Below are 12,958 nucleotides of genomic sequence, written 5' to 3'. Positions count from 1 at the left end.
TTTGCTTTCGGGATAACTGCTTTATGAATTTTTATTCTATTAGTCGGTGGACGTTTATTTGAGTGGGTTAAGCTGAGATCAGCTGAGGGAGCGGTCATCCTGTCCGCTCCATCTGAAAAGTATCAAGTGCTCAATGCTCTCTGGCTATGGCGCGATAGCCAATGTCAGTCCTGAAATAAGCATTATTCCACTGAATCTTTGAGCAAGCCTGGTAGGCTTTGTTCTGTGCCTCTTTAACGCTGCTGCCCAGGGCGGTGACACACAGTACGCGACCGCCATGGGTCACTATTTGTTCTCCACTGAGCTGTGTGCCGGCATGAAACACTTTGCAGTCTGTTGAGTTGGCTTCGTCAATGCCAGTGATGATGTCGCCTTTGTGGTATTTCTCAGGGTAGCCACCTGCGGCCATAACAACCCCCAGTGCTGTTCGTTCATCCCAGCGGGCTTCCACCTGATCCAGTTTAGCTGTTGCACCGGCGAGGCAAAGTTCAGTGAGACTGGATTGAAGGCGCATCATAATGGGTTGTGTTTCAGGGTCACCAAAACGACAGTTGAATTCCAGCACTTTGGGCGTGCCTTTGTCGTCAATCATCAGGCCTGCGTACAAAAAACCCTTGTAGGTGTTGCCTTCGGCGGCCATGCCTTCCACGGTAGGAATGATCACTTCCTGCATGGCGCGTTCGTGAATAAGCTGAGTCACTACCGGCGCAGGAGAGTAAGCACCCATACCACCCGTGTTAGGGCCTTTGTCACCGTCATTTCTGGCCTTATGATCCTGGCTGGTAACCAGTGGCAAAATGTTTTTACCATCAACCATAACAATAAAGCTGGCTTCTTCGCCTTGAAGGAATTCTTCAATAACCACCCGGTGCCCCGCTTCACCAAAGGCGTTGCCAGCCAGCATGTCATCAATGGCAGCAAATGCCTGCTCTTCTGTGTCAGCAAGAATGACGCCTTTGCCAGCGGCCAGTCCGTCCGCCTTTACGACAATGGGGGCACCTTTCTCGCGGACGTAGGCTTTGGCTTGATCAATGTCAGTGAAGTTTTGATAGTCAGCAGTAGGAATTTTGTGACGAGCCAGGAAGTCTTTGCTGAAAGCCTTTGAACCTTCGAGCTGAGCGGCGCCTTGTGAGGGGCCGAAGATGATGAGATTGGCTTCTTCAAAGCGGTCAACGACACCGGCCACTAAAGGGGCTTCGGGGCCAACAATGGTCAGGTCGATGTTTTCTTTAACGGTGAATTCAACCAGTTTATCGAGTTCAAGTACATCAATGCTGATGTTGGTGATTCCTGGCTCAAGAGCCGTCCCTGCGTTTCCAGGCGCTACAAAAACCTGCTCTACGTTGTTGTCCTGAGCTACTTTCCAGGCGAGCGCATGTTCGCGTCCGCCGCTGCCGATGATGAGTACTTTCATAGGTTGCCTGTCCCCGGGAAGTCTGGTGGTGAATAACCAGTGTTTGTCATTGGTCGTAAAGCGAGTGAAAAAAGAGACACATTAAATGCCTCTTACCAGCGATCAGTGGCGGAAATGCCTGACGCCAGTGAATACCATGGCAATGCCAGCCTCGTTGGCAGCATCAATCACTTCCTGATCTCTCATGGAGCCGCCTGGCTGGATGACAGCGGTAACTCCGGCACTGGCGGCCGCATCAATGCCATCTCTGAATGGGAAGAAGGCGTCTGATGCCATCACAGACCCACGGACTTCCAGGTTTTCATCAGCGGCTTTGATGCCAGCAATGCGGGCACTGTATACCCGGCTCATCTGACCTGCACCAATACCAATGGTTTGATGATCTCTGGCGTAAACAATCGCGTTTGACTTAACAAATTTACCCACTTTCCAGGCGAACTGCAGATCGCTCAGTTCTGCTTCAGTGGGAGCTCTCTCTGTCACTGATTTCAGTTCCTGAACGCTGGTTACCCTGATGTCACCGTCTTGAATCAGCAGTCCGCCATTGACTCGTTTGAAATCCAGAAAATGCCCGGCAGTTTCTGGCAGGGTGCCGCAGCACAGCAGGCGGATATTCTTTTTGTTCTGAAGAATGGTTTCTGCTTCGCCGTCGATTTCCGGCGCTATGATGACTTCTACAAACTGACGATCAATGATGGCTTTGGCAGTGACTGCATCGAGCTTTCTGTTAAAGGCTATGATGCCACCAAAGGCGGATGTAGGGTCGGTTGTGTAGGCTCTGTTATAGGCCTCCAGGATGTCGGTACCGATGGCTACGCCACATGGATTGGCGTGTTTGACGATGACGCAGGCTGGAGCTTCAAAGGCCTTGACACACTCCAGAGCCGCATCGGTGTCAGCAATGTTATTGAAAGAGAGTGCCTTGCCCTGAATCTTTCGAGCACTGGAAACGGTACCTGCAGGAGCAGGTTCTTCTACATAGAAGGCGGCTTTCTGATGAGGGTTTTCGCCATAACGCATGTCCTGGACTTTCTTGTACTGACGGTTAAAGGTGCGAGGAAAGGCTTCTGGTTCGTCCTTGTTGCCTGTTAATGTTCCGAGGTAGTTGGCAATTGCGCCATCGTAATGAGCAGTATGTTCAAAGGCCTTTACAGCAAGGTCAAAGCGAGTCGCTGCAGAGACAGAACCATTGTTTTCATCCAGCTCAGAGAGTACCTGGGTGTAGTCTTCTGCGTTGACAACAATAGTGGTGTCCCTGTGGTTCTTGGCAGCAGCACGAACCATGGTAGGACCACCAATATCAATGTTCTCAATAGCCATCTCCAGGGTGCAATCTTCGCGGCTCACTGTCTGTTCGAAAGGGTAGAGGTTGACAACAACCAGATCGATTGGGTCGATACCGTGTTCGCTCATGACGGCTTCATCCTGACCGGAGCGACCGAGAATGCCTCCGTGAACTTTGGGGTGCAGGGTTTTGACTCTGCCGTCCATCATTTCCGGAAAGCCTGTGTAACTGGAGATTTCCACAGCGGGAATATCGTGCTCAACCAGCAGTTTGTAGGTGCCGCCCGTGGATAGGATTTCTACTGAGCGCTGGTGCAGTGCCCGGGCAAATTCAACTATGCCGGTTTTGTTTGAGACACTGATCAGGGCTCTTCGAAGAGGTGGCTGTTCGAAATCGTTTGCCATCGTTCCTTTACTCACTGAAAAATCGTTGCCTGAAAAGCTGACTGATTCTAGCTGGATTTGTCCTGCTTCGCAGCATCCGATTCTCGGGAATAGAGGGAAATACAGAAATAATGCTACCACCCCAGGCTGATATGAGGGTTATTACTGACCTGTTATTCTTCGAAAAGATACGGGATTTGTCTTTGCGCAGGTTGTAAAGGCAAGGGGGGCGCATAAAGTCGTATTCACGTCAGATGGCATAATACGACTTTAAGGCGGGGATTAGAGCAGGTCGTATTGCTTGAGTTTCTTTCTCAGTGTGCCACGGTTCAGCCCAAGCAGGACAGAGGCCCTGGTCTGGTTACCCTTGACGTAAGCCATAACCGTTTCCAGAAGGGGGGCTTCTACTTCAGAAAGGACCATCTGGTAAACATCAGTCACTTCCTGACCATCCAGATGGCTAAAGTAGTTGTTCATTGCTTTTTCAACGCTGTCGCGGAGTGTCTGTGTTTCACTCTCGATAGGGCTGGTCAATGCCTGTCCATTAACAGAGGGTTCGTCAGTAATAATATGGGATGCCGTCATGCTGCAATATCCTTGTGATGACTTAAGGTTTGAAAATACTCCAGTATGCAGTTTTCTTGTTCTTCTGCAGACTCCAGTCTGTTGAATCGTTTGCGAAGACTGGCGCCTGATGGACTGGCCTGCAAATACCAGCCAACGTGTTTTCTGGCGATGCGCACACCCTGGACTTCACCGTAAAACTCGTGAAGCGCAGCAAGGTGACCTGTTAAAATGGACTGAATCTCTTTGTTTTCGGGCGCTGGCAGGTGTTCACCCTGTTCAAGAAAGTGGTTAATCTCTCTGAATATCCAGGGTTTCCCCTGGGCTGCACGGCCCACCATAATCGCGTCTGCGCCTGTGACATCCAGTACCGTTTTTGCTTTCTCGGGAGAGGTAATATCGCCATTGGCAATCACTGGAATTTCCAGGGATTCACAAATCCGGGCAATGGTCTCGTATTCGGCCTCACCTTTGTACATACACTGACGGGTTCTGCCATGAATGGCCAGAGCGGTTATACCGCAGTCCTGTGCCATTAAGGCAATGTCGAGGCCGTTTCTGTTTTCGGGGCACCAGCCGGTACGTGTCTTGAGGGTGACCGGGATATCAACCGCCTGAACCACCGACTTCAGTATTTGCTCTACCAGTTCAGGTTCTCTCATCAGAGCAGAGCCAGCCGCTTTGTTACAGACTTTTTTGGCAGGGCAGCCCATGTTGATATCAATGATCTGGGCGCCTCGTTCCTGGTTCAGGCGAGCCGCGATGGCCATTTGCTCCGGGTCACTGCCTGCAATTTGAACAGAACGAGGTTCGAATTCTTCAGCGTGATGGTCCATTCTCAGTCGAGACTTCCGGGTGTTCCAGAGTTTTGGGTTGCTGGTCACCATTTCTGAGACGGCCATACCCGCCCCCATTCTCAAGCACAGCTGCCTGAATGGGCGGTCTGTTACTCCGGCCATAGGGGCCAGGATAACCGGGCTTTGAATAGCGTATGGACCAATCTTCAACAAGGTGATTTGCCTCAATCCAGCGTTAGTAGTGCCCAGAGTGCGATAAAACCGTCTCAAGTGATTTAAATCGCTGCTCGGAATTATGAAAAAAGCAAGAGGCTGATCTTGCGGAGTTTTCAACTATTTATTTGTACGACTTTCAGCGTCTCTGTTCAGGAGATCAGGCAGGCGTAGCCGGGTATAATACTCTGTACAATTTTTAGACGAAAGAGGGTTCTGTTGTTGGCTCTCACTGGAATAGCACTTATCTTCAGGAGCAGTTATTACCACGTAGCAGTGTCCTGTTGCGAAATATAACCTTGCCAAGGGCGTTGTATAGTGACTTTTTCGGGAAAAACCGCAAGTAATAACTTAAGTGATCTGATTGCTTTTTTGATCTGGGTCAAGCACTTATTGCAATTTCTTGAGTTGGTTTTCGAGATGCCTTCGTCGGTAAAACACCAGATAAGCAAGGTTTACAGGTTTTTTTAACTTTAATCAGCGCTTTTTGACAGGTAAAAAGCGCAATTGATAGTTGGTGGCTCCATTGCCGGGGTCAACGATTTCCATGCTGAGCCTTACGGGTTGTCCGCTGGGTATCTCTCTGGAACCGGCCAGGGCTCCGCCCAGATATTCTTTGGGGCGAAAACGTCTGCTGGCTACGGGCTGTCCGTTAATGTCACTAAATGTTAATTCAAGCCGAGGCCAGGGTTGTGGGAATGTGGCTTCATTGATAATCACTGAGTCTACAACCAGTCCTTCGCTTTGCAGAGGGTGGCTGCGGATATGCAGTTGCAGGCTCTTAATGGCGTTGATGTTTACCAATGCAGGAAGAGAGCACTTCAGGTATCGGCAACTAAAAGTATATGCTGGTCTCAATCGCGGGTCGAGTGAAAGCTGATCTCTGTTGAACCAGGCGTATTGCCCTGCAAGAGTGATAGAGAAAATCAGGATTAGAGTGAGCCAGCCAGCAATTTTCAGGGAACTTCGTCCCGGTTCTTCATCAACTTCAACGTGCTCATTGTCCAGAGTGTCGAGAAAAGAGTGGAAGGGGGCCTCTTCTTCAGAAGGTGGTTCGATAGCTTTTATTGAACTGGCTTCAGGCTTGCTGTTTTGGGCAGCGTTTTGTTTTGCTGTTTTGTCGGGCTGGCTCGATTGTTTTTTATAAGGTTTGATCTGCGGCTTCATCTGGAGTGGCTTTTCTGGAGCAGCGTCTGCGGACATGTTTGATTGGGCATCAAACACCTCGAGACAGGAACCGCAACGAACGGAGCCACCGGCAGCTCGTAATTGTGCCTGGGTCACTTTAAAGGAGGTCTGGCATTTTGGGCAGCGGGTGATTCGAGAGCTGGTCATGAAGCCTGCATGGGTTACTGTCTTGATTGAGTGGGGATTATTAGATCAAAGAGCTGCAAAGGATGTCTACTGTCCAAAAGATAAAATCTCCCGGACAGCAGCCTGAAATGAGCCTGGTATCGAAAAATGCCGCGTTTTTTTAGTTGTTACTTTCGGGTTCCGGTCACCAGAATCCAGTCTTCATGGTGCATAGCAGGCTCCAGTTCGAACCATTGAGAGTAGGTGCTGACGATAATGTCTTGCTGTTTAGAAAGGATACCCGACAGAGCGATCTTCCCGCCGTTGTCGAGATAGCTCGCCAGTGTCGGTGCCAATTCTACCAGTGGGCCAGCGAGTATGTTGGCGATGACAACGTCTGCTGAATCCTTTGGAGCCTGATCCGGCAAATAAACTTTCAGTTTTTCCGGGGCGATCTTGTTCCTTTCGGCGTTATCTATAGTTGCTTCCAGTGCCTGAGGGTCAAGATCGACCCCGGTTACGGTTTTAGCACCCAGTAATAATGCTGCAATCGCCAGTATTCCAGATCCACACCCGTAATCGATAACCGACTGATTTTCTAAGCTTTCCTGTTTTTCCAGCCACTCCAGACACAGAGCTGTGGTTGGATGAGTGCCTGTTCCAAAAGCAAGACCCGGGTCAAGCATCAGGTTAATGGCATCAGGTTCCGGAATCTCTTTCCAGCTGGGGCAGACCCAGAGTTTTGTACCAAATTGCATGGGCACAAAGTGGGTCATCCATTCTCTTTCCCAATCCTTGTCTTCGACAATTTCAACCTTGTGGTCAGGAAATGGGCTTTGCTGGTATTGAGTCTGTATGTGCTCTACTACGGCGTCCATATCTTTATGGGCATCGAAGAGTCCAATGACCATGGTATGTTGCCACAGCGGGGTGCTGCCTGGCTCGGGCTCGAACAGGGGCTGATCTTTACCGTCCTGAAGGGTTACGGCACTGGCTCCGGCTTCCAGAAGCAGGTCTTCCAGTTCTTCAGCATGATCGGAAGAGGTGTCTAGTTTGATTTGTATCCAGGGCATGGGTATGGGCTTACAGATTGGGGTGAATGGCAGAATAAGTTTCCTGTCGGGTCCGTCTCATTCTAGCTGATTGAGGAAGTGGGACAAGAGTTAATAAAGTAGAAGAGGGAGGAAGCTCTCTGAAAGCAGTTTTCAGAGAGCTTTGGAAGCAGGATCAGGCATCTTCAAGCTTCTTCTCCAGATAATGGATGCTAACGCCTCCTTTCTGGAAGTTTTTGTCCTTCACCAGCTCCTGGTGCAGTGGGATATTTGTACGAATGCCATCTACAACCGCTTCATCCAATGCATTTCTCATTCTTAACAGAGCGGTTTCACGATCTGGACCATAGGTGATGATCTTGGCTATCAGTGAATCATAGTAGGGAGGAATGCTGTAGCCACTGTAAAGATGAGAATCTACCCGAACACCATTACCGCCAGGAGAGTGGAACTGGTTGACCAGACCCGGAGAAGGCATAAAGGTTTTTGGGTCTTCGGCATTGATACGACATTCAAAAGCATGGCCCTGAAGTTCAACTTCTTCCTGGGAGATGCTCAAAGGCAGACCACTGGCAATGCGAATCTGTTCTCTGACAATATCCACGCCGGAAATCATTTCTGTTACAGGGTGTTCAACCTGCACACGAGTGTTCATCTCGATGAAGTAGAACTGGCCATCTTCATACAGAAATTCGAAAGTACCTGCACCGGTATAACCAATTTCTATACAGGCCTTGGTACAGGCTGCTGCTACCGTGGCTCTGGCATCCTGATCAATGTCAGGTGCAGGCGCTTCTTCAATGACTTTCTGGTGGCGTCGCTGCAAAGAGCAGTCACGATCCCCCAGATGAATAGCATTGCCGTGGCTGTCTGACAGTACCTGGAATTCAACGTGACGAGGATTTCCCAGGAATTTCTCCAGATAGACCACGTCGTTATTGAAGGCTGCTTTGGCTTCAGACTGGGTTAAGCTGATGGCATTGAGAAGATCGGATTCGCTGTGAACGACTCGCATCCCTCGACCACCGCCACCACCTGATGCTTTGATAATGACCGGGTAACCAATGCGGTGAGCAATATCCAGTGTGTGTTCATCATCTTCTGTGATGGGGCCGTCAGAGCCTGGAACGGTTGGAACACCGGCTTTTTTCATGGCGGCAATGGCTGATACCTTATCACCCATCAGGCGAATAACGTCTGGTTTTGGACCAATAAAGGTGAACCCGCTGCGTTCTACCTGTTCGGCAAAATCGGCATTTTCTGAGAGAAAGCCGTAGCCAGGGTGGATACCATTGGCGTCAGTCACTTCTGCAGCACTGATAATAGCCGGGATATTCAGGTAGCTTTCAGTAGGGCTGTTGGGACCAATGCAGACAGACTCGTCAGCCAGACGCACGTGCATGAGGCTTTCATCAGCCTTGGAGTGCACGGCTACGGTTTTGATGCCGAGTTCTTTACAGGCCCGCAATACCCTAAGGGCTATTTCGCCCCGGTTGGCGATTACGATTTTATCCAGCATGGCATCTGTCTCAGGCAATAATGAACAGGGGCTGGTCGTATTCAACGGGTTGACCGTTTTCAACCAGAATGGCTTCGATGGTGCCTGACTTGTCGGCCTTGATCTGGTTCATCATCTTCATGGCTTCGACAATGCAGAGAACATCGCCTTCTTTAACTTGCTGACCCAGCTCAACAAAAACCGGTGAGCTGGGTGAAGATGCTGTGTAGAAAGTGCCGACCATTGGAGATTTTACATGATGACCTGACAGCTGAGGTCTGGTTTCGGCCGCCGGGGCTGCTGTCGGAGCTTCAGGTACAGCTGCCACAGGAGCTGAAGCTGGAACTGCAGCAGGAATAACCTGAGGAGCAGCGAGTGAGGCTACCGGAGCATTCCGGGAATAACGGCTGATACGAACAGATTCTTCACCTTCGTGAATTTCCAGCTCGTCAATTCCAGACTCTTCCAGCAGCTCAATGAGCTTTTTTACTTTTCGGATGTCCATCGTCAATCTCAAATGCTGTTGGACAGGGAGAAACTGCCCCGTGGTTAATAGGATGTTCTTGGGAGCACTCAATCATGCAGCCCTGATTGTTTTAATGTGAAAATCATTTTATTCCCGAAAAGAGAAGAAGTGATTTTCTGCGCCTGGCTTCTTAGCTTTATGAGAAGTTGGCTTTTCAGAAGAACATTCTGAATATGCAGTCAGTCACGAGTAGCCTCTATGACTTCTGACTGAGTAGGTCAATGGCATAGGCCAGACCAAACTCATAGCCTTTGGGTCCGAGTCCAGCGATTACGCCTTCTGCGACATCACTAAAATAGGAATGATGTCGGAAAGCCTCCCGTCGATGGATATTGGACAAGTGAACTTCAACAAAGGGAATGGCAACACCCAGCAGGGCATCTCTGATAGCAACACTGGTATGAGTGTAAGCCGCAGGATTAATAATGATGAAATTAACCCGTTCTTCAGAGGCTTTATGAATCCGTTCTATGAGTTCATGCTCAGCGTTGCTTTGGAAGCAACTGAGCTGGTAACCAGCCACTTGAGCCTGTTGAGTCAGAATATGATCAATTTGTTCCAGTGTGGTGGCACCATAAACGCCGGGCTCTCTGGTTCCCAGCAGGTTCAGATTGGGGCCATTAAGAACAAGTATTGTTGCCATCTGTATCCTCTCATGTTGGCTTTTATTGTGCCGCAATGAAATCAAAGGGTCTAGTTCGTGCGTGTTACTGAACGTTAAAGACAGTTACCAAGCATTTCAAAGCCATATAAGCCCAGAACGATGATGTTAGATCCAGATTTATGGAGAAAGCGCCTGATTCAGTTTTTTCTGGAGTTCAGAGGAGGTAATCTCTCCCAGAGAGCGAAGTTCGCTCCGCTCCTGACCATAGGTGTCGAAAAATAGCAAGGAAGGTGGGCCAAACAATTGATAATTGTTCAGCCAGATGAGTTGTTCGGGGGTGTTGGCGGTTATATCAAATTTGATGAAATGCCAGTTGTCTGGGCTGACTTTGGCAATAGCTTCAGGAAAAACGTTTCTTTCCATAACCTTGCAGGAAATGCACCAGTCCGCATAAACATCAATCATCGCGGCTTTGCCATTCTTCCTGGCCATTTCCAGCTGGGCCAAAAGCGCTTTAACCGTTGTCACTGTTTGAAAAGAATACCCTGCTGAAAGGTTTTCAGCGGGCTGGCTGTTTCTGCCAAGGGGTTGTAATGGGTCGTTCTGACCTTGAGCTGCTCCGATGATCAGCAGAGTGCCATAGATCAGGAGAACCAGGCCGAGCGCCTGAAAAAATAAAGCGGCTCCGGCTTTCTTGCTGAAGTCCATAGCGCCAAGACAGACAGCACCACCAAGTGCCAGTGTTCCCCAGAGAAAGAGCGTGAGTGGTGCTGAAATAACCCTCTCCAGCATCCAGATGGCAACGCCAAGCAGCAGGAAGCCAAAGCAGCGTTTGACATTTTCCATCCAACCGCCTGCTTTTGGTAGCAGGCTCTTGCCACCCAGACCAATCAATAGCAGTGGCAGCCCCATTCCCAGGCCAAGAGCCAGCAGGGAGAGTCCGCCAATGAGTGCGTCACCTGTTGAGCTGATGTAAATCAGTGCGCCTGCCAAGGGTGCTGAGACACACGGTGATACCACCAGGGCTGATAAAACCCCCATGACGGCTGCACCTGAAAGACTTCCTGACTTCTGAGGTTGTTTGTTCAGACGATCCCTGAGCTTTTCCGGAAGCTGGAGCTCATAAAGACCAAACATGCTCAGAGCCAGAATAACGAAGAGAATGGCAAAGGGGATCAATAGCCAGGGTGATTGAAGTTTTGCCTGCAGGTTCAGGCTTGCCCCGAAAAGCCCCATCAAAGTGCCAGCCAGAGCGAAGGTGATTGACATACTGAGCACATAAATGATGGACAGAGTGAGCGTTCTTTTTCGACTGGCTCCCTTTGCTGCAGCGCCTACCAGCAGACTGGAGAGAATAGGAATCATCGGGAGTACACAGGGGGTGAAGGCCAGCCCCAGCCCCGCCAGTAAAAACAGCAGAAGTGTAACAGGAAGGTTCTTGTCGACAAAGGATTCCGGGATGCTCTGATCTTTGCCGTCATCCGGCGTCTTTTCAGAAGACCTGACCCGATCATTACTGGAGACATGGGGGTTTGGCAGAGTAATAGTAAGAGTCTGTGGTGGATAGCAAAGGCCCGCATCAGCACAGCCCTGAAATCTTATCTGGAATTGGGGCTCGGATTCAGAACTCTTGACAGGAATTTTGACAGTGACATTTTTTGGAAAGACCTCCATGTCCTGTTCAAAGTTAATGTCGTACTTCTGTTTGCCTTTGGGAAATATTGGCTCACCAAGCAGGGTAGTGCTTTCATTACCGGAAAAGCTGAATCGATCCTTGTAAAGATAATGCTCAGGTGTTACCAGAAAGTGCAGGAGCAGTGTGTTGTTTTCGATCTCTGCTTCCAGCTGAAACGCTTCTTCAACGGGCAAAAATTGCTGTGTTCCGGATCCCAATAGTGCGTTTAAATTAGCAGGAGCACCACTGGAAAAAGCCCAGGTAAAAAGAATGATGAAAAAGGTACTGAGGTAAGATTTTTGATTGCTTATGAATAGCTGAACCATGTAAAACCAACTGTTCTTGTTTCTGGTTCTTTAATTGTGAAGTGAAATGGCCGGGATGCAAGCTCCCGAGTCCGCTAATGGTGCTGGAGATGACATCTTCAGCACCATCATAGGATTAATAAACCGCTTATAAAAATAGTTTACTGCGTTAATCCCTTCAGCCTTTGTAGTTTGCTGCAGACTTTTTGATGACTTCAAAGGCAGCTTCTTTGCCTTCCCAGCCCTCAATCTTGACCCACTTTCCGGGTTCCAGATCTTTGTAGTTCTCGAAGAAATGCTCGATTTGCTTCAGCAAGAGTTCTGGCAGATCAGAGTATTCCTGCACATCGTTGTAAAGCGCAGACAGCTTCTCGTGAGGAACTGCAATCAGTTTCTCGTCCTGACCACTCTCGTCTGACATGTTCAGCATGCCGACCGCACGGCAGCGGATGACAGAACCCGGAACAACAGGGTAAGGCGTCACTACCAGAACGTCCAGAGGGTCACCATCGTCCGCCAGAGTCTGGGGAATGTAACCATAGTTGGCAGGGTAGAACATGGGGGTAGCCATGAAACGGTCTACCATCAGAGCATCGACATCCTTATCAATTTCATACTTGATGGGTGACGCATTGGCCGGAATTTCGATGGCAACATAGATATCTTCAGGCAGACTCTTACCTGCCGGGATATTTGCATAGCTCATGTGTATACCTTTGCCTTATTTCGATTACAGAGGTAAATGGATGGAAAGCTGGCCATTATAGAGTTCCTGAAGGGAGTTGTCTCCGTTGTGAACAAGACTTTATGAAGTATGTTCCTTTGGCAACTGGACATTGTTCGAAAAAGAGTAGAATACTGTAAGGGTCATATTGCTCCTGACTGCTCAGAATAACCGGAGAGGTTTTATGAGATCAATCAAAGTTAAAGACTGCATGACACCTCAGGTGATCACCATTCCACCAACTATGGAAGTGGTTGAGGCCATACGAATACTGCTCCACAACGATATTACGGCCGTACCGGTTGTCGATGAGAGTGGGGGCGTGGTCGGTATCCTCTCAGAAACCGACTGTCTCCAGGGAACTTTGATGGGAGGGTATTTTTCCCAGGAAGGCAGTCTTGTGGGAGAAAGTATGACCCGGGAAGTCCTCACCGTATCGCCCTTCGACAATATCATTACTGCTTACGAACACTTTATGAAAGCCCACGCTTTCAGGGTCCCCGTTGTTGATGACGGTGCTCTGGTCGGGATGCTCAGTCCTAAAGATGTCATGTCAGCGGTGTTGGAATTTTATGAAACACCAGCCAAACAAAAAGCTGTGTAGGTCGTTCTGCTCTCTCACCTG

12 protein-coding genes are annotated in these 12,958 nt (G+C 49.3%); 1 reads left to right on the top strand and 11 read right to left on the bottom strand.

Annotated elements, in window-relative coordinates; genetic code table 11:
• Positions 1-130: 130 nt before the first annotated feature.
• The 11 genes from purD to ppa form a co-directional block, all read right to left on the bottom strand.
• Positions 131-1,414 carry a phosphoribosylamine--glycine ligase gene (gene purD / locus ACOMHB_RS20325; RefSeq protein ID WP_448217989.1) on the bottom strand — a complete coding sequence of 428 codons (1,284 nt, stop codon included), beginning with the start codon at positions 1,412-1,414 and terminating at the stop codon, positions 131-133.
• Positions 1,415-1,516: 102 nt separating this feature from the next.
• Positions 1,517-3,103, bottom strand: coding sequence for a bifunctional phosphoribosylaminoimidazolecarboxamide formyltransferase/IMP cyclohydrolase (gene purH, locus ACOMHB_RS20320; RefSeq protein WP_422134892.1), 1,587 nt, complete (start codon positions 3,101-3,103; stop codon positions 1,517-1,519).
• Between the two features lie 261 nt (positions 3,104-3,364).
• Positions 3,365-3,667 (bottom strand): DNA-binding transcriptional regulator Fis, encoded by a 303-nt coding sequence (gene fis, locus ACOMHB_RS20315; protein ID WP_422134891.1) that lies wholly within the window; start codon positions 3,665-3,667, stop codon positions 3,365-3,367.
• Entirely contained in the window at positions 3,664-4,656 is a 993-nt protein-coding gene (gene dusB / locus ACOMHB_RS20310) for a tRNA dihydrouridine synthase DusB (RefSeq protein ID WP_448217988.1), read from the bottom strand. The genes fis and dusB overlap by 4 nt, the downstream gene beginning before the upstream one ends.
• 477 nt (positions 4,657-5,133) lie before the next feature.
• On the bottom strand, positions 5,134-5,991 hold the full coding sequence (locus tag ACOMHB_RS20305; protein ID WP_448217987.1) for a DUF3426 domain-containing protein: 858 nt from the start codon (positions 5,989-5,991) through the stop codon (positions 5,134-5,136).
• A 146-nt stretch (positions 5,992-6,137) separates the two neighbouring features.
• Complete coding sequence (gene prmA, locus ACOMHB_RS20300; RefSeq protein ID WP_448217986.1) at positions 6,138-7,022, bottom strand: 50S ribosomal protein L11 methyltransferase; 885 nt, start codon at positions 7,020-7,022, stop codon at positions 6,138-6,140.
• Positions 7,023-7,176: 154 nt separating this feature from the next.
• Complete coding sequence (gene accC, locus ACOMHB_RS20295; RefSeq protein ID WP_448218657.1) at positions 7,177-8,520, bottom strand: acetyl-CoA carboxylase biotin carboxylase subunit; 1,344 nt, start codon at positions 8,518-8,520, stop codon at positions 7,177-7,179.
• Between the two features lie 10 nt (positions 8,521-8,530).
• Positions 8,531-9,004 (bottom strand): acetyl-CoA carboxylase biotin carboxyl carrier protein, encoded by a 474-nt coding sequence (accB, locus tag ACOMHB_RS20290; RefSeq protein WP_448217985.1) that lies wholly within the window; start codon positions 9,002-9,004, stop codon positions 8,531-8,533.
• A 217-nt stretch (positions 9,005-9,221) separates the two neighbouring features.
• A complete protein-coding gene (gene aroQ, locus ACOMHB_RS20285; RefSeq protein WP_448217984.1) occupies positions 9,222-9,668 on the bottom strand; it encodes a type II 3-dehydroquinate dehydratase in 447 nt (148 codons plus the stop codon).
• Between the two features lie 138 nt (positions 9,669-9,806).
• Positions 9,807-11,630, bottom strand: coding sequence for a protein-disulfide reductase DsbD (dsbD, locus tag ACOMHB_RS20280; protein ID WP_448217983.1), 1,824 nt, complete (start codon positions 11,628-11,630; stop codon positions 9,807-9,809).
• A 157-nt stretch (positions 11,631-11,787) separates the two neighbouring features.
• Positions 11,788-12,315, bottom strand: coding sequence for an inorganic diphosphatase (gene ppa, locus ACOMHB_RS20275; protein WP_422134885.1), 528 nt, complete (start codon positions 12,313-12,315; stop codon positions 11,788-11,790).
• A 202-nt stretch (positions 12,316-12,517) separates the two neighbouring features.
• Between ppa and ACOMHB_RS20270 the strand changes: the two genes are divergently transcribed.
• Positions 12,518-12,937: a CBS domain-containing protein gene (locus tag ACOMHB_RS20270; RefSeq protein ID WP_317145470.1), complete on the top strand. Its 420-nt coding sequence runs from the start codon at positions 12,518-12,520 to the stop codon at positions 12,935-12,937.
• Positions 12,938-12,958 lie beyond the last annotated feature (21 nt).

The sequence above is a fragment of the Endozoicomonas sp. 2B-B genome (genome assembly GCF_053470045.1).
This window is presented reverse-complemented; position numbering and strand designations above follow the sequence as displayed.